The sequence below is a fragment of the Hazenella coriacea genome (assembly GCF_004341825.1).
GTDB lineage: Bacteria > Bacillota > Bacilli > Thermoactinomycetales > Thermoactinomycetaceae > Hazenella > Hazenella coriacea.
Genome location: NZ_SMAG01000007.1, coordinates 99,708 through 117,138, shown reverse-complemented (window position 1 = coordinate 117,138; position 17,431 = coordinate 99,708). Strand labels below are relative to the sequence as shown.

Here is a 17,431-nt window from a genome sequence, read left to right as displayed (position 1 = left end):
AGTGACACAAAGTCAGTGTAGGTAAAAGATGACTTTGAACAGTTAGATATTTCACTACTGAGGATATGTGACAAGTCTAGGATTCATAAATATTACCAAAATAAAGCTGTGGGGGTCTTTTCGTATATGAAGTGGATCATCAAAAGTAAGTGGTTATGGCTAGCAGTGTGGATCATGACCTTGATCGCTCTTTTGATGACAATGCCTTCTATTGACCGACTGGTTCGTGAAAAAGGTCAGCCTGAAATCGGTGAAGGTTATACCTCGAAAATGGCGATTGATCTTGAAAAACAAATGAGTGGAAGCGACCAGGGTGGAAAAAATGTAGAAGCAGTCATCGCTTTTCATCATCAAGACGGAATCAATGAATCTCAGCTCAAGCAGATTGAACAGAAGCTGAAAGAGATCGAAGCATCATCAAAGCTGGATGTTTCATCCATGCTGTCCCCTTTTGCTAATGAACAGGCAAAAGAACAGCTGATTTCAAAAGATAACAAAACGGTGATGGCTGTCGTTTCGATTTCTAAAGAAATCCAAACCATTAGTGAAATCCGTGATCAATTAGCTAAAGAGGTTCGTTTAAGTGGTGTAGAAACTTATCTAACAGGAAACGACTTTATCATTGAAGATTATGCGCAAACATCTTTAGATGGGGTTGCAAAGACTGAAATCTTTGCTGTTCTGTTTATCGTTATCATCCTCATCCTTGTGTTTCGCTCACCCATTACTCCTGTGATCTCTCTTCTGATTGTCGGAATCACTTATCTAATTTCTCTGGGAACAGTGATGCATTTGGTAGAGTCTTTTGACTTTCCATTTGCTAATACAACCCAAACATTCCTGATTCTTGTCTTGTTTGGGATTGGAACAGATTATAATATTCTTCTCTTTATGCGGTTTAAAGAGGAGATGAGCAAACAACGAAGTATTCCCGCTGCGATTATTGAAACCTATCGAACAGCAGGAAAAACAGTATTATTTAGTGGATTAGCTGTCTTCATAGGATTTAGTATGCTATGGCTCGCTGAATTTGGTATTTATCGCTCAGCTGTAGCTATTGCGATTGGAATCATGATTTTGTTGGCGGTTTTATTCACCTTAGTTCCTTTTTGTCTGGCGATCATGGGGAATTATTTATTTTGGCCCATGAAGAAAACTACGGGACATCAGGAGAGTCGTCTTTGGTCATGGATGGGTCGCTTTTCAGTGAAGCGTTCCTTTTTGTCTCTAGCGTTAGTCGCTGTGCTGACCATTCCTGTCATGCTATTGCACAATGGAAATTTATCATTTAATAGCTTGGCGGAAGTGAATCCAGAGTTCGAATCCGTGAAAGGGTTTGAGATTGTATCTGACTCTTTTGGTCCAGGGCGTTCGATGCCAACAACTGTATACATGAAGAATGATCAACCCCTCGACTCCGTAAAGTCACTCGCCTTTCTAGATCAGTTACATCAGCGCTTAACTCAAATTGATGGAGTAGAGTCTGTGTTTGGTCCGACTCGTCCCACTGGTGAACGGATCGATCAACTGTATATTAATAAGCAAACTGAAGATGTGAATAAAGGATTAAATCAATCTACAGATGGACTTGATCAAATCTCTTCAGGTTTGTCGGAAGCATCATCTCGAATCCAAGGAGCTACTTCAGGAGATTTGAATGATGTGGGTAAACTAGTGAGTGGAACTGATTCTGCGCGGTCTGGACTAGGTCAAATTCAAGATGCACTCACAAAAATTCAAGGAGGGGTGAAAAAAGGGGCTGGTGGAGCGACTGACATTTCAAAGGGAATGGCAGATTTGGAAAAAGGGCTACAACAAGTCTCTGCATCTACCCAACAGTTATCTTCTGGTTATCAGAAATTGGAGGGTGGATACACTTCTTTGAATCGTGAATATCAAAAGCTTGAAGGGCAGATTGGATCGATTCAAGGTGCTGTTGATGTGATCCAATCATCTGCGCAAAAGATGGGGCAAGACCATCCAGAGTTAGCTACAGATGTTAACTTAATTACGATCCAACAGACGAGCTCGAAGTTAAGCTCACAACTCCCCCAACTTCGAGGTGGCTTACAAACACTGAATGGAACCTTTACAGGAATGAATAATGAGCTAAAAAAAGCTAACAGTGGTTTAGCGAAAATAGCTGATGGTCAACAAGAGCTTACAGTAGGGGCTACAAAACTCCGTAAAGGTACTGCTGAATTGGCAAGTGGCTTAGAACAAGGAGCTACAGGTCAAGGAAAAGTGATTCAATCTCTTGATCAGATCGATGCCGGATTACAAAAGATTAATCAAGGACAGGAAAAATTGCAACAAGGTTTACAGCAATTTAGTGGTAGCTTTAAAGAGTTGCAGACAGGATTGTCCCAAAGTGCAAACGGATTAGATGAAATCTCAGGAGGGCTTCAGAAAGCGAATGAATATCTTGCTCAAGTGACAGGAAGTGAAGCAACTCAAACCTTTTTTATCCCTGATTCGGTTAGAAAACAAAAAGATTTCCAAAGCGCATTAGATGCTTATATGTCCGAAGACCGTAAGATTGCTAAATGGACAGTCTCACTGAATGTCGATCCTTATTCAGAAGAGGCCATGACAATTGCAGAGGAAATTGATTCAGCAGTTAAAGAGTATCTAGCCCACACAGAGTATAAGGATGTTGAAGTAGGAACAGGTGGTGTATCATCGATGAACCAGGATTTATACACCATGTCTTCTCAAGACTTTGCTCAAGCTGTGATCTGGATGTTGGTAGGCATTGGAGTGATGTTATTACTGTTGTTCCGATCCTTCTGGACAACGATTGTGATCCTCTTTTCGTTAGTGATTGCTTATTATAGCTCGCTTTCATTGACTGAGCTTATATTCATCAATGGATTGGGTGAAGTAGGATTATCTTGGACGATTCCATTCTTCTCTTTTGTCATGATAATCGCTCTAGGAGTCGATTACAGTATTTTCTTGATGATGCGTTATAAAGAATATGAATTGCAAACCCCTACGATCGCCATTCAAGAGGCGATGAAAAATATAGGGTCAGTAATCATTTCTGCTGCCTTGATTCTCTGTTTCACATTTGCAGCGATGTATCCATCTGGAGTGACGACGTTACTGCAGATTTCTACAGTAGTTATATTGGGACTCTTGTTACTCGCATTTGTGTTACTCCCTCTCCTTCTTCCAGCGGTGATTGCATTGATGGATCAGCAGTCACGGAAGGAAAAGGCAAGAAAAAGACAGATCAAAGAGAAAGAGTTAGTCAACTAAATCAGTGATATCTTTGACTTCTGGCTGTTGTCCTTTTGGGCAACAGCTTTTTATGATAAATAAGTATATTTTGGATATTGAAATTTTGATATAGTGATAGTTAATGGAATATTAGTAGTGTCAAGAATCCTGTGTAGACTAGATTGTAATATCTCTGTACTTAATAACTAATTTTATATCAGAGAAAGGAATGGTTCTATTTTTACAAATTTATATCTAGTAAGACACGGACAAACTCAATGGAATGTCGAAGGTCGGTTACAAGGAAGATTAGATTCCCCTCTGACAGAGACGGGGATCAAGAAAGCCCAACGTCTGGCAGAGCAACTACATGGAATCCCTTTCCAATGTATTTACTCAAGCTCAAGCCATCGTGCCTTAGAAACAGCTTCTTACTTAAAAGGAGACCGAGAAATTGATCTCATCCCAACCGATTCCCTAATGGAAATGGGATTCGGTATATGGGAAGGGAGAAAATGGTCAGAAATTCAAGACCTCTACCCAGATGACTTATTATGTATCAATCATCATCCCGAACGATATGAAGCCAGAGAATCACAAGGAGAAACATTGTAGGATGTTGAAAATCGGACGACCCCATTTTTCAACAACTTCTAAAGAAACACGAGGGAGCGAATATACTCGTGGTTTCTCACTCGATTACCATCAAGGTCATTGTCAATTTCTTTCGAAGTGGAAGTATTGAGACTGTGTGGGAAGGTCCTGACACCCATTGGGCCAGTGTCTACCTGATCCAATGTTCTCCAAATGGAGTTACGATCCTATTTGAAGACGAAAAAATTTTCCCGAAGGTTACAAGGTGACAGAAAATGAGTTGCCTTGTAACTTTCGGGAAAATAGAACATGCAATCTTTTCATGAATTTATCCGTTTCGAAAAAATAAGCTCAGCACCCTCTAAGGTGACTAAGCTTATTTTCACTCCTTTTTTTGAGATTAAGTTCCAGGAGGATCAGATATATACTGTTTAGTAAGCATATTTTCACTCCTTTCTAGTAATCAACTTTCAGGAGGATCAGATACATCGTGTTTCGTGGACATCATTTGCGAAGTTAACTTAAACATATCTCTTTCACCTCTTCCTTGTAATCGTACTAATATATTTACTAAGCGATCAGCAAACAGTTTGATCTTCTCAGATCCTTGGGTTGTGTAACAACAGACAAGCTTGATTACCAAAATATCCTCTTGGGCAGAAAAAGAATGTTGTTCTGCTAACGCCAGTGCTTGTTCATACTTAGATTCAGCACTTTTAAAATCACTTTGTTTGAAATAATAATCACCTAAAGAGATCAGGGCTTCACAAGTTCGCAGAGCATCATTGGTTTCTTTTCCTAACTTGACTGCCTTTTTTAAATTGTCTAAGGTTTTTTCTGTTTTGTCAAGAATAGAGTAAAGTTCCCCAATTTGTTTATATGTTGTAACGGGTAAAGATTCTCGCTTGATTTTATCTTTTAATTTAAGGGCTTCAAGAAAGCATCGTTCTGCTTTTTTCCATTGCTTCAGATTCATATAGCTTGTACCTAGCACGGTCCATAGATCAAATAACCGATCATAATTACTCTCGATCCGAGCCAACTCAATCCCTTCTAGTGCGTATGTAGTGGCTTCTTCATATCTTTCCGTTCTGTTTAATAGCTCTGCTTGTAGATCAGCCATATTTAGTAAAACTGAGGTGGTTTCAATATCGCATTTCTGCTTATATAATTCATCTAATGCCACTAATGCTTCTTCAATGCGGTTTAGATTTTTAAGATAAATCACTTTACTAACTAGTAATTGATATAGGCAATATTTTCTTTCTCCATTTTTTACAAATGCCTTTAACCCCTTTCGTGTATAGTTTAGAGCCTTTCTTAAATCATTTTCGTAGAGTGCGACTCGGCTTAGTTCATAGTAACAAGTTGATATGATATTATTTTTATTTGGTACTGAATGGGATTGCTCGATATCAATGGCTCGAGTAAAACAAACATGAGCTTGATTCCATGCTTTTTTCCTTGAATAATATTTTCCTTTTAAGTAAAAGGCAGTTGAGATCAACGGATTATCTTTTGTTAAATGGAGTTGGTTGAGTCGTTGCCAACCTTCTTCTAGATCCACTCGTGCCAAGGTATGTTCGATGGCTATGAGTTCGAACTTTAAATCTCCCTCTGCTATTTCTTCTGTTGGATTGTTATTCAACAATTCCTCTAAATCCACATGTACAACACTACACCAATACTCCAGTTTAACTCTACTAACTCGATAACCGCCATTTTCCATATGACTGATCGTTCCTGTTGAGATTTTACCGTTTGAGTTAGCTGCTAAAGCTTCTTGGCTGATGTCGTTTCCATTTAATTGTAATCTCGCAAGCTTCAAGACTTCTCCCATTTCCTTTGTAACAAATATGTAGTCTTTTCTTTTCACAACAATCACCTTCAAAAAAAATTTTTCTTGATCAACGAGCCGATTTTTACAATCTTCAGTGAAGATTCTGATTTGTGTTTTTATTATAAATGAAGTTTGAGTATTGTGCATGTATTTTATTGAATAATCTTGCAAATCGAATTAATGGTGCATGATTTTAAATATTTGTAAGTAAAAAAAGAATTATGTAATAATGATCGCAACAAGAGATGCCTCAGATGTATCTAAAAGGAGGGGATCATTTGATCAAGCTTGCGGTTGAGGGAAATTCAAATGAAGTTGATCCTTCACAGGAGATTAAAACAGTGGAGTTAGACACATATAATGGACAGAAGATTCTGATCCCATTATCTAACGTCATTCAGTCGGAAATCGAGGAAGGTAAATGGCATTTGTCAGGTTGGAATTACGATATTTTTGCATGTCGAGAGCAAAAATAAAAAAAGCCAGAAAACTGGCTCCAAAAACTCAGATATTTACATTATAGCATAGATGAGATGGATGAAAGACTAGGGTCGATCAGAATATGCTTTAAATCTGGTAAGTGAAAGTTCTTCAACAGTAGATTTAAAAGAAAAAAAAGTAGCATATTGGATGGGTGGAGCAATAGAAAGGGGTTCCAAATTGGAAGTGAAATTCTGGTTTGACCAAGAGAAGCAAGCGATGATTGTCATCCATTGTCTAAGTGGAGAGCGTAGGGAAATCAGAGAGCCGAAAAAGATTGATCAATTTTTGCAAGAATATGGTGTCACATTGAAAGAGTGCAAAAGTGTGACAGAAGACACAGATCGGATGCATTTATTTAAAATGATTAGAATTATGTCTGGTTAGGAATGGAGTTTTGTAATATCGGTCTCCCTTTGTTCCATAATAAAGGGAATAATTAGTTTATTATAGGGTGTATCCTGTCTATTGGAAGCGATGTTTCTAAAGAAATAGTATAGATTGATCATGGTATTTTCCATAATTGATCAGTTAGTTATTTCGTGCTAAAGGAACATCAAAAATATCCAATACGGTTTCTATTTTGCTAGGAGGATTGGAATGAGTAGAGTAGATAAGGCTTTTCAGCATGTAAATCGTGATGTATTCGTTTTAAAAGAAGACGGAAGCGCCGTCATGCAAAGTACTGCTAGTCAAACGATTAAAGAAAGTTTGGAACTATTAAATGTACGAGAAGGAAATCAAGTCTTGGAAGTTGGCACAGGATCAGGGTTTAGTACATCTCTTCTCTCGTATTTGGTGGGATCAGACGGATTTGTTGTGTCACTCGACATTGAGCCTGAAATGACAAATCGGGCAAGAGAGTTATTTAAGCAAAAGAACATTGTCAATGCTCGTTTTGAAACCAAAGACGGTAGAAAAGGGGATGCAGAAGGCGCGCCATATGATTGTATTGTTGCATGGGCAAGTGCAGAATATCTTCCGCAGAATTGGATCAATCAACTTTGAGAACAAGGAACGTTAGTGGCTCCATTTCTTGTTGGAGGTGTCGCAAATAGTATGTTCGTTTGCCAAATGAGGAAAGAAGGCACTCAATTAGTTGGGCAAAAAATTATTTCTGGTAGTTATATTTTGATGAATGAAACACCCGATTATGAATCATACGGTTTTGAACTTGCCGCAGATGTAAAAGAGATGAGTGGTTTCAAAGCTGTTGCATGGGCAAGTTCACAGTGGTTGAAAAACGAACCACAAGTGCAACGCAAGAAGTTTTTAGATTCATTGATAAGGCAAACTCCTGAGAAATCAGTCTTCGAGTTAGGCGAAAAACAGGAGGCTTTTCAAGCCTATCTGTTCTCCCAACAAAAAGAAGGGCTGACGACGGCGTTTCGAGCAGATGAGCGCTATTTCATTGGATACAGTGATGAGAACGAGTTTGCTTTGCTTTCATACTCTAAACCGTTAGTCATTGCAAATGGAGAACGTGCTACGTCGATTCTACAAACTTGGTATAAAGAATGGTTGGATTCAGGGAAAGTTGGCGTTGAATCAATGATTCCTCTCATTCAACAAAATGGAGAAACAGGGGTTGTGCGCTTAACTATATCAAAGTAATGTATTCAGACAATCTTACAATTGAAAGGAGGTGACCATCATGAAAAAAGATTTTGTAAAAGAAGCAAACCAAACAACATACGAAAAACCTACGATCTTTAAAGTTGGGTCAGTTGTTGAAAAAACACTTGGCGACGAGTCAAGAGATACCGCTGATTTGAAAGAATACTACAACTAATACTAATTAAGTAGGAGGGGGCGCTTTATGTAAGTTGTCTAGCGCTCCCTTTTTCTGGAGGAATTCTATGAAATTTGTTTATGGTTGTTTTTCTAGACAATCAAATCCGTTTTCTTTACCTGTTCCATTAGGTACAAACCAAGTTTGGAGCGATCTTCCTCTATATGTTTCAAATCAATGGTCATCAAATGAGTTACAGGTTTTTAAAACTCGACAACTACGAGCATTGATTGTTGGGACAGGAATTACCATAAGAGAAGAACAAGAATCTATCTTTAGACAATATGAGAAAACAAATGACATCGCTGTTTTTAACAGATGGAAAGGGAACGATCAAATATTTCTTTATCATCATGATTCATTGCTATTGATTCCAGATTTACTAGGACTTTATCCAATTTATTTCATGTGCCTACCAGAATATACTGTTTTTTCATCACATCAACTTATTCTTTCAAGTCTATTCTCAAAACAAGTTGATCATGATCAGTTGTTAGTTTCGTTACTTTGTTCTTCCATGACTGAATTTAAGCTTCGTAAATCCCTTTTTCAAAATATTGAATCTGTCCCGCCTTGTGAGGCTTTGGTTTGGACAGATGATCCCATTAAATCTTTAACTGAGGGTACTACGATTTTTCGAAATACATTATTAGAAACTGTCGAACGAAGGGTGAAAAAGAAGAGTCATATAAGCCTAGATATTAGCGGGGGATTAGATTCAACACCATTGGCTATTTTAACATCTAAAAATCCTCATTTAATGCGATCTGGTTTAACTTATCAAAGTGAATCTGTACATGAATGGGAAGATGGAACCATTGCCAAAGAAGTATATGAGAATTATGGTATTGATCGCTTGCTTGGAAACAGCATTAGCGTTAGTTATCTACGTTTATTTGGAAAAGAAGTCGATAGATTTTTGTATCGGTGTAAAGCTTTATCCATTTGAATCCCATGCATGGGTGGAAGTAAAAGGTGTGCCAGTTCAAGAACAAGAGGAAATTACAAGGTATAAGAAATTATTGGTAATTTAACAGTGGTGTTGATTTACCATCAGTTAGGAGTCGATTTTTCGTACACAATGACTTTTTACTGCGTCTTAGTGGAACCCTTGGAGGTATTGAGAAGGCAACTATTCCTTGAGACACTTCGATGCCTTTAGCCTCCTCCTAGAATCAAAGAATGAAGCGGACTTCTCCTCTTCTTTCCAAGGTACAAGCCTATGGAGGATGAAAATCGAGCTCCGATGATCGATCAAGCAGGTAAATATTATCTCATCGACACTAGTGACCTAAGTTGTATTTTAGATTGATTTTACTCGCTAAATAATTGATAATTAAAAAGGTTTGAATCTACTATCACTGATTTTTTGAAAATGAAAGAGTAACAATGGAAAAATGTTTTTTGAAGAGGGGAAAAAGGTTTTTGTCGGTACTATGCTAATCCCTTAAGATTCATGTTTGGATGTGTGAAATAGAATGAAAGGGTGAATTCATATGATCAATCCTCCTTTTTTCCCAGAGACTGTGATCACAGCTGTTCGTTTACATGGAGTATGGAGGTGGTACATTACACCTAAGGAGATGTGGATTTTAGATCAAGTCAGTTGGAGTAAAACCTTCTTAACCCAATATCAATGCTCAGATGAAATTGTTGATTTATACGATTTTGCTGATCGTTTTTATATTGGGGTTCTCAATGAAGAAACGGTTGAACATTTTTTTGCACAGATGGAAGAAGAACCAATCTCCAGTCGTACTTTGCATGAGATGTTGCAACAATCTCTCATGGATGAAGAAGTTCAAGATTTAAGGCATTACCTCCCCACTTTTTATGTTGATTTTGATGAAAAATTATTTTTATCAAAATATCCAGAGACTGAGATTTATGAAAAGTTTGTTCCTGATGGGTGGATCGGTAAACAAGAAGATTTTTTACATCTAGTTCCTGAGACTGAGCGATATTGGATCATAGACGGTGTAGATCGTTTTCAATCATTGAAAGGAATGAATCAAAATGTTTGATCCATTCTCTCGTTCAAACTCTCACAAATCGAGTGTCCTATGTTAGAAAAACCTAGAGTATAACAAATAAATATGTTAGATATTAAACAATCAGAGCTACATATTCGATCTCAAGAAGTCTAGTATATTTACCCCTCCTCCGTCATAGAGTAAGAGTGTGAACTTAAGGAGGGGTACAAAAGATGAAACCTACATTTAAAAGAAAAAATGGGTGGAGCTATACATTTCAAAATCATATGCAAAATCAAAAAACGATCTACTTATTTATCACCGTTTTATTTATGGTAGGTGTCGTCTTTGGCGCGGTGATTGTAAATACTCTCGATCTGGAACAAAAAGAGGGATTATTAAATTATTTAGGATATTTTTTTAGTGGATTAGAGCAAGATTCGATCGCAGATCCTGAAGCTGCATTCCAACATGCAATTGGTGATCATTTAAAAACGGTGGGATTGATGTGGATTTTAGGAATTTCAGTGATTGGTATCCCCCTGTTACTGATTTTCATCTTTTTAAAAGGATTGGTCATTGGGTTTACTGTAGGTTTTTTAGTAAGCCAACTCTCTTGGAAAGGGCTTTGGTTTGCGTTTGTAGCGGTTGTGCCGCAAAACCTGTTAGTGATCCCTGTGATGATTATTGTAGCAGTGGCTGGGATTGACTTTTCATTATCACTGGTAAGAAATCGTATCATTCATCACCGTGGTTCGATCTATCCTCAGTTTGTCTCTTTTTCGATCCTCATTACGGGAATGGCAGTCGTGATGTTAATCTCCTCACTGTTTGAAGCATATATCTCTCCTTCATTGATGAAAGGGACTCTACCACAGCTTGGACTGATTCTTTCTTTATTTTAAAATCATTATTATATGAGAATCGATTTTATTTAATTTGACTTACTCCCGCACTCTTTCATATAATATTGACAGATACGCAGGGGGGTGGGAATGTGGAAAAAAGGGTGAACCAAATTAAACAACAGTTGTCCGCCCATAACTACAAGTTAACCCCCCAACGGGAAGCGACTGTCCGTGTGCTTTTGGAAAATGAAGAAGAACACTTAAGCGCAGAGGATGTCTACCTGTTGGTGAAGGAAAAAGCTCCAGAGATTGGGCTTGCTACCGTATATCGAACACTCGAACTATTGTCAGATCTTCAGATCATCCACAAACTGAACTTTGGCGATGGTGTAACCCGCTATGAATTTCGAGCTGAGGGGGCTGAACATCATCATCACCACCTCATATGTATGAACTGCGGAACGGTAGATGAAATTATGGAGGATTTGTTGGGCCCGATTGAAGAACGGGTTGAAAAAGAATACGATTTTCAAATCATTGACCATCGTTTGACTTTCCATGGTATTTGTCATCGATGTAAAAGCCAAGGTGTAGACGTAAAAAAACTGGTAGGTTCAAAAGTAACGTGAGATCTTTTTAGGTCTCACATTTTTTATTTTAAATTTCATTTTAAGATTGGCAGAAGCGTGGTATGATATTGAATGCAAAGGAGGGTTTTCATCATGATTATCGGAGTACCAAAAGAAATTAAAAATAACGAAAACCGTATTGCGATTTCACCCGCTGGTGTAGATGCACTCATCAACGCGGGGCATCAAGTAATTATTGAAAAGGGAGCTGGAGAAGGAAGTGGCTTTCCGGACGATTCCTTCGTCGCTCATGGTGCAAAAATAATCAACTCAGCGGCAGAAGTTTGGGGTCAAGCTGAAATGATCCTAAAAGTAAAAGAACCTCTCCCAGAGGAATATGGATATTTCCGTGAAGGTCTTATTCTTTTCACGTATCTTCACTTAGCTCCAGAACCAGAACTAACTCGTGCTTTAATTGAGAAAAAAGTAGCAGCGATTGCGTATGAAACCATCCAGTTAGATTCAGGAGCACTTCCTCTTCTAACACCGATGAGTGAAGTTGCTGGACGGATGTCCGTACAAATCGGAGCACAGTTCTTAGAAAAGCCTAAAGGTGGTAAAGGGGTTCTACTCGCAGGTGTTCCTGGGGTCCAACCTGGCAATGTGGTTGTGATCGGTGGGGGTGTTGTAGGAACCAATGCAGCCAAAATGGCGATGGGCTTAGGTGCTAACGTTACCTTACTTGATATCAATCCAGATCGTCTTCGTCAATTGGATGACCTCTATGGTGGACGATTGCATACAGTGATGTCTAATAGTTACAACATTGCAGAAGCAGTTAAGAAAGCAGATCTTTTGGTAGGTGCAGTGTTGATTCCAGGACGTCGTGCTCCACGTTTGGTTACAGAAGAGATGGTCAAATCGATGGAACCTGGTTCAGTGATTGTTGATGTGGCGATTGACCAAGGCGGAGTGATTGCTACTAGTGACCGTGTCACCACACATAGTGATCCTACATATGTCAAGCATGGAGTTGTTCACTATGCAGTTGCCAATATGCCTGGGGCTGTCCCAAAAACTTCTACAATGGCTCTAACTAACGTAACGATTCCATATGCGGTACAAATCGCATCCAAAGGACTCGAGCGTTCATTAGTTGAAAACAGACCGTTGGCTCGTGGTGTAAACGTTCTAAATGGAAATGTGACCTATCAAGCGGTTGCAGAGAGCTTAAACTTATCGTACACATCTTTGAATGATGTCTTAGGACAAAAAGTTCTTTAGGGATGTGCATCATTAAGGTAATGAACGGTATGAATGGCTAGATGATCTTAATAGTTTTGTGATATAGTCAAAAGCAAGTGATAAAACATCGTCCTTTTTCATAGATTGAAAGAAAATAAATGAAAAAGGACGATTTGCTCTCATGATTATTTCCATTCGTAAACTAAAAGAATGGGGTAAATTCTTGTTTTTATTTGCTCTGTTTACCTTATTGTTGTATCAAATCTTAGCGTTTTTTACGCCTTTATGGCGACCTGATGTGATGTATCGAGAGCCGATGGGCGGAGCATTAAAAGTATTTGCTCACCAAGAGGATTCTTTTCCAGCTACGATTGGCAGTGAGATCAAAAATCGCTTACTTATTTTTTATTGGATCGGGGAATGATGAAAACGGACAGGAACTTTTACTTGTGCGTTATTTTTTTTGCTCATTTATAATAAAGGGGTGATACTTATTATGGTACACTTTCCACGTGTGGCTTTGATCGTTTTAGATAGTGTAGGGATTGGTGAATTACCAGATGCTACTCAGTATGGAGATGCAGGTGCACATACGTTAGGTCATATTGCTGAACAGCGAGGAGGTCTCCATATGCCTCATATGCAGCGTTTAGGATTGGGCAATATTGAAGCTGTTGAAGGCATCCTTCCTGTGCGTGAACCACAAGCAACCATAGCTAAATTGAGTGAGATGTCAAAAGGGAAAGACACAACTACAGGACATTGGGAGTTTATGGGGATTTATACTGATCAGCCATTTAAAACCTATCCTGAAGGCTTCCCTGTAGAGTTAATCCAAGACTTAGAAATGAAGACTGGGCGAAAAGTGCTTGGGAATAAACCAGCTTCTGGAACAGAGATTATCGCTGAATTAGGTGAAGAACATATAAAAACTGGCGGGATCATCGTCTACACATCAGCAGATAGTGTACTCCAGATTGCAGCACATGAAGAAGTAGTTTCTTTAGACGAACTATATCGAATTTGTGAGATTGCGCGGGAACTGACCTTTAAAGAAGAATATTCAGTTGTTCGGGTGATTGCTCGTCCTTTTATTGGAACGCCCGGAAATTTTACTCGAACCGCTAATCGTAGGGATTACTCAGTAGAACCACCAGAAAAAATGGTTCTTCATCATTTATCTGAAGCAGGTTTTGATGTCATTGCGATTGGCAAGATTTCCGATATTTATGCAGGTGAAGGGGTTACTCAATCCATACATACAAAATCAAATATGGATGGGGTAGATCAACTTCTTCACATTTTGAAACAGCCCTTTCATGGGTTAGCATTTGTGAATTTGGTCGATTTTGATGCCAAATTTGGTCATCGACGTGATCCGGATGGGTATGGTCAAGCGTTAGAAGAGTTTGATCAACGTTTACCTGAAATTTTGGATGCACTACAAGAGCATGATTTGCTAATGATTACAGCAGATCATGGAAATGATCCAACACACCATGGCACAGATCATACTAGGGAATACACACCTTTGTTGGTCTTTAGTAAAAAACTGTCTCAACCAGGAAAACATCTTGGCATTCGTGACACATTTGCCGATCTCGGAGCGACCATCGCAGAAAACTTTAAAGTACAAGCTCCTAAAATCGGTCGTAGTTTCCTAACTGAATTAAGATAGAGGCGGTGACAAAATGAGTTTTACACGTACACAGATGGTAGAAGCCAAAACAGCCATCATGAAAAAAACGACGATTCAACCCCGAATTGGACTTATTCTAGGTTCAGGATTAGGTGTATTAGCGGATGAGATTGAACAGCCTGTTCATATCCCCTATGATCAAATTCCACATTTCCCAGAGTCTACAGTGGAAGGACATGCGGGTGAGCTAATCATCGGAATGCTTGAAAATCAACCTGTTGTGGTAATGGCGGGTCGTTTTCACTTGTATGAAGGGCACACGGTTTCTCATGTGACTTTCCCGATTCGAGTCATGAAAGAGTTAGGTGTTGATACGATTTTAGTTACCAATGCTGCTGGTGGTGTGAACCAATCGTTTGCTCCTGGAGATTTAATGATGATTCGCGATCATATCAACTTAATGTATCAAAATCCACTAATGGGTCCTAATGATTCTGAGATGGGTGTCCGTTTCCCAGACATGTCTAGCGCTTATGATTCTCAATTACGTGAGTTGGCACATCAGGTTGCTAAACAACAAGGTTTTACATTACAAGAAGGTGTTTATACCGCAGTGATGGGGCCTTCTTATGAGACACCTGCGGAGATTCGGATGATTCGTAAGTTAGGTGGAGATGCTGTTGGGATGTCTACCGTGCCAGAGGTGATTGTAGCAAGACATGCGGGAATTCGAGTATTGGGAATCTCATGTATCTCTAATATGGCAGCTGGTATATTACCTCAACCACTTAGTCATGCAGAAGTGATGGCTACTGCGGAGCAAGTAAAATCCAAATTTATCGAATTGGTTAAAGGAATTATACGTGAATCATCTAATCTTCATCTAAATAGTTAATGATAGATCGGGGAGGAAGAATGAAATGAAAAATCGTTTACAAAAGATCCATGAGGCAAAGAAACATATTACATCACTCACTTCGCTTCAGCCTGAATTGGGCTTGATTTTGGGTTCGGGATTGGGAGAGCTTGCTAATGAGATCGAAAATGCTGTGAAAATTCCCTATGATCAAATCCCACATTTTCCAGTTTCTACAGTGGAGGGGCATGCTGGACAGTTAGTCATTGGACAATTAGCTGGAAAGACAGTTGTCGCTATGCAAGGACGTTTTCATTTTTATGAAGGTTATAGTCAACAAGAAGTTGTGTTTCCTGTCTATGTGATGAAAGCTCTTGGTATTCACCTATTGATTGCTACCAATGCAGCAGGTGGTATGAATGCGAACTTCCAAGCAGGCGATCTCATGCTCATCACAGATCATTTAAACATGACTGGTTCCAATCCATTAATCGGCACCAATGATGAGGAATTAGGTCCTCGCTTCCCTGATATGTCTGCAGCTTATACCCCGAAAATGCGTGAATTAGCACTTCAAGTTGCTAACAAACAGGGAGTTAAACTCCAACAAGGTGTTTATGCTGGCGTGAGTGGCCCAACTTATATGACCCCTACGGAGCTAATTATGCTTCGAACTGTAGGAGGAGATGCAGTCGGAATGTCAACGGTTCCTGAGGTGATTGTTGCAAGTCATTCTGGACTAAAAGTGATCGGTATCTCTTGTATTACGGATATGGCGATTGGTGAAGAGTTGGAGCCACTCAGTCATGAACAGGTGGTAGAAGTAGCCAATCGAACCAAACCTGTCTTTATGAATTTGATCAAAGGGATTATTCAAGAGGTATAGGTATGAACACAGTCGAAATTATTCGTAAAAAACGGGATGGACATGAGTTGACAACAGCTGAGATCCAATATTTGATCGAAGGATATGCCAATGAGATGATTCCTGATTATCAAATGGCCGCATGGGCGATGGCCGTCTATTATCAAGGAATGACTTCACGTGAAACAGCTGATCTAACGATGGCGATGGTGAAGTCAGGAGATCAGGTGGATCTTTCATCCATCCAAGGGAAAAAGGTAGACAAGCATAGCACTGGAGGCGTGGGTGACACTACAACCCTTGTGTTGGCTCCGCTTGTTGCAGCAGCGGGGGTTCCAGTCGCTAAATTATCGGGGCGGGGTTTAGGACATACAGGAGGAACGGTAGATAAGCTAGAGTCGATTAGAGGCTTTTCTACTGAATTGAGTACCCCTGAGTTTGTTGATTTAGTCAATGAGCATCAGATTGCTGTCATGGGACAGACAGCTGACCTCACCCCAGCTGATAAAAAATTGTATGCGCTTCGTGATGTAACCGCTACCGTGGATTCGATTCCGTTGATTGCTAGCTCGATCATGAGTAAGAAAATCGCAGCAGGTGCAGATGCCATCGTCTTGGATGTAAAAACAGGAGATGGTGCGTTTATGAAAGAAGAAGCTGATGCGATTCGGTTAGCCAAAGCAATGGTAGAGATTGGACAACATGTGGGAAGAGAAACGGTTGCAGTGGTAAGTGATATGAGTCAACCGTTGGGACTTGCCATTGGAAATGCTATTGAGATTAAAGAAGCGATTGAGACTCTCCAAGGCAAAGGCCCCCAAGACCTTACAGAGTTAAGTTTGGTTTTAGGAACTCAGATGTTACTTCTTTCTGGTAAATATGAAACGACAGAAGAGGCACGACAGAAATTAGAGCAATGTATTCGTGATGGAAGCGCATTAGAAAAATTAAAAGTATTTATCTCTGGACAGCATGGAGATGTTACAAGTGTTGAAAACTTAGAGAAACTCTCTCAAACTGAACAGCAAACCCCTGTGTTGTCAGAGAAAGCTGGATATGTAGAATCGATCCAAGCAGAAGAGATTGGTCTTTGTGCGATGAAATTAGGAGCAGGTCGGGCTACGAAAGATGATGAGATTGACCATCAAGTAGGGATCATCCTTCATAAAAAAGTGGGAGATTATGTTGAGATGGGTGAACCATTAGCGACGCTTTTTGTCAACAGAAAACGAGAGTTAGCTGAAGTAAAACAGCGTCTCCTTGGTGCGATTCACCTTACAGATCAAGAGGTTCTAGCCCCTACATTGATACGCTGTCTAGTGACACCTAAGGGAGTGCTTCGGTTTTAATATTTGGTTTTATCTGTGCTCATGTTCAATAGCAAGATGGTTTAAAATCCAGTTATGCTTTCTGTTAGACTGCATAGCTGGATTTGTTTTTTGCTCATAATATTTAAAAGAGTACTTTTTGTTTCTTTCATTTGATGATCATCTATGCAACATCCT

General features: G+C 39.3%; 21 protein-coding genes. 20 read left to right on the top strand and 1 reads right to left on the bottom strand.

Annotation, left to right across the window (positions count from 1 at the left end; genetic code table 11):
- Positions 1-126: 126 nt before the first annotated feature.
- The 4 genes from EDD58_RS11805 to EDD58_RS15380 all read left to right on the top strand — a co-directional run bounded on the left by EDD58_RS11805 (position 127) and on the right by EDD58_RS15380 (position 4,088).
- Positions 127-3,264: an MMPL family transporter gene (locus EDD58_RS11805; protein WP_131925840.1), complete on the top strand. Its 3,138-nt coding sequence runs from the start codon at positions 127-129 to the stop codon at positions 3,262-3,264.
- A gap of 177 nt (positions 3,265-3,441) precedes the next feature.
- Positions 3,442-3,840, top strand: a complete 399-nt coding sequence (locus EDD58_RS15385) for a histidine phosphatase family protein (protein ID WP_131925905.1) — start codon at positions 3,442-3,444, stop codon at positions 3,838-3,840.
- The gene (locus tag EDD58_RS15170; RefSeq protein ID WP_243648729.1) at positions 3,770-3,970 is read left to right on the top strand and encodes a hypothetical protein; all 201 of its coding nucleotides are present in this window, start codon (positions 3,770-3,772) and stop codon (positions 3,968-3,970) included. Before EDD58_RS15385 ends, EDD58_RS15170 begins: the two co-directional genes overlap by 71 nt.
- Positions 3,909-4,088 (top strand): hypothetical protein, encoded by a 180-nt coding sequence (locus tag EDD58_RS15380; RefSeq protein WP_424321672.1) that lies wholly within the window; start codon positions 3,909-3,911, stop codon positions 4,086-4,088. Before EDD58_RS15170 ends, EDD58_RS15380 begins: the two co-directional genes overlap by 62 nt.
- A 194-nt stretch (positions 4,089-4,282) precedes the next feature.
- On the opposite strand, the gene EDD58_RS11790 is transcribed toward EDD58_RS15380, so the two are convergent.
- Complete coding sequence (locus tag EDD58_RS11790) at positions 4,283-5,695, bottom strand: tetratricopeptide repeat protein (protein ID WP_165875958.1); 1,413 nt, start codon at positions 5,693-5,695, stop codon at positions 4,283-4,285.
- A gap of 242 nt (positions 5,696-5,937) precedes the next feature.
- Between EDD58_RS11790 and EDD58_RS11785 the strand changes: the two genes are divergently transcribed.
- The 16 genes from EDD58_RS11785 (at position 5,938) to EDD58_RS11715 (ending at position 17,275) form a co-directional block, all read left to right on the top strand.
- Positions 5,938-6,135 (top strand): hypothetical protein, encoded by a 198-nt coding sequence (locus EDD58_RS11785; RefSeq protein ID WP_131925836.1) that lies wholly within the window; start codon positions 5,938-5,940, stop codon positions 6,133-6,135.
- Between the two features lie 184 nt (positions 6,136-6,319).
- Entirely contained in the window at positions 6,320-6,526 is a 207-nt protein-coding gene (locus EDD58_RS11780) for a hypothetical protein (protein ID WP_131925834.1), read from the top strand.
- A 213-nt stretch (positions 6,527-6,739) separates the two neighbouring features.
- Complete coding sequence (locus tag EDD58_RS11775; RefSeq protein ID WP_131925832.1) at positions 6,740-7,147, top strand: protein-L-isoaspartate O-methyltransferase family protein; 408 nt, start codon at positions 6,740-6,742, stop codon at positions 7,145-7,147.
- A 51-nt stretch (positions 7,148-7,198) separates the two neighbouring features.
- On the top strand, positions 7,199-7,753 hold the full coding sequence (locus EDD58_RS11770) for a hypothetical protein (RefSeq protein WP_131925830.1): 555 nt from the start codon (positions 7,199-7,201) through the stop codon (positions 7,751-7,753).
- 40 nt (positions 7,754-7,793) lie between these two features.
- Positions 7,794-7,931: a lasso RiPP family leader peptide-containing protein gene (locus tag EDD58_RS11765; protein WP_131925828.1), complete on the top strand. Its 138-nt coding sequence runs from the start codon at positions 7,794-7,796 to the stop codon at positions 7,929-7,931.
- A 67-nt stretch (positions 7,932-7,998) separates the two neighbouring features.
- Positions 7,999-8,880 (top strand): macrolactam cyclase family protein, encoded by an 882-nt coding sequence (locus EDD58_RS15165; RefSeq protein WP_243648728.1) that lies wholly within the window; start codon positions 7,999-8,001, stop codon positions 8,878-8,880.
- A complete protein-coding gene (locus EDD58_RS15375; protein WP_424321671.1) occupies positions 8,828-8,965 on the top strand; it encodes a lasso peptide biosynthesis B2 protein in 138 nt (45 codons plus the stop codon). The genes EDD58_RS15165 and EDD58_RS15375 overlap by 53 nt, the downstream gene beginning before the upstream one ends.
- A gap of 462 nt (positions 8,966-9,427) precedes the next feature.
- The gene (locus tag EDD58_RS11755) at positions 9,428-9,955 is read left to right on the top strand and encodes a hypothetical protein (RefSeq protein ID WP_131925823.1); all 528 of its coding nucleotides are present in this window, start codon (positions 9,428-9,430) and stop codon (positions 9,953-9,955) included.
- Between the two features lie 182 nt (positions 9,956-10,137).
- Positions 10,138-10,809, top strand: coding sequence for a stage II sporulation protein M (gene spoIIM / locus EDD58_RS11750; protein ID WP_131925821.1), 672 nt, complete (start codon positions 10,138-10,140; stop codon positions 10,807-10,809).
- Between the two features lie 92 nt (positions 10,810-10,901).
- A complete protein-coding gene (fur, locus tag EDD58_RS11745; RefSeq protein WP_131925819.1) occupies positions 10,902-11,381 on the top strand; it encodes a ferric iron uptake transcriptional regulator in 480 nt (159 codons plus the stop codon).
- Between the two features lie 93 nt (positions 11,382-11,474).
- A complete protein-coding gene (ald, locus tag EDD58_RS11740) occupies positions 11,475-12,605 on the top strand; it encodes an alanine dehydrogenase (RefSeq protein ID WP_131925817.1) in 1,131 nt (376 codons plus the stop codon).
- 142 nt (positions 12,606-12,747) lie between these two features.
- Positions 12,748-12,990: a DUF4227 family protein gene (locus EDD58_RS11735; RefSeq protein WP_131925815.1), complete on the top strand. Its 243-nt coding sequence runs from the start codon at positions 12,748-12,750 to the stop codon at positions 12,988-12,990.
- A 72-nt stretch (positions 12,991-13,062) separates the two neighbouring features.
- Positions 13,063-14,244, top strand: a complete 1,182-nt coding sequence (gene deoB / locus EDD58_RS11730) for a phosphopentomutase (RefSeq protein WP_131925813.1) — start codon at positions 13,063-13,065, stop codon at positions 14,242-14,244.
- Positions 14,245-14,257: 13 nt separating this feature from the next.
- Positions 14,258-15,100, top strand: coding sequence for a purine-nucleoside phosphorylase (locus EDD58_RS11725; RefSeq protein ID WP_131925811.1), 843 nt, complete (start codon positions 14,258-14,260; stop codon positions 15,098-15,100).
- A gap of 25 nt (positions 15,101-15,125) precedes the next feature.
- On the top strand, positions 15,126-15,947 hold the full coding sequence (locus EDD58_RS11720) for a purine-nucleoside phosphorylase (RefSeq protein WP_131925809.1): 822 nt from the start codon (positions 15,126-15,128) through the stop codon (positions 15,945-15,947).
- 2 nt (positions 15,948-15,949) lie between these two features.
- On the top strand, positions 15,950-17,275 hold the full coding sequence (locus EDD58_RS11715; RefSeq protein ID WP_131925808.1) for a pyrimidine-nucleoside phosphorylase: 1,326 nt from the start codon (positions 15,950-15,952) through the stop codon (positions 17,273-17,275).
- Positions 17,276-17,431 lie beyond the last annotated feature (156 nt).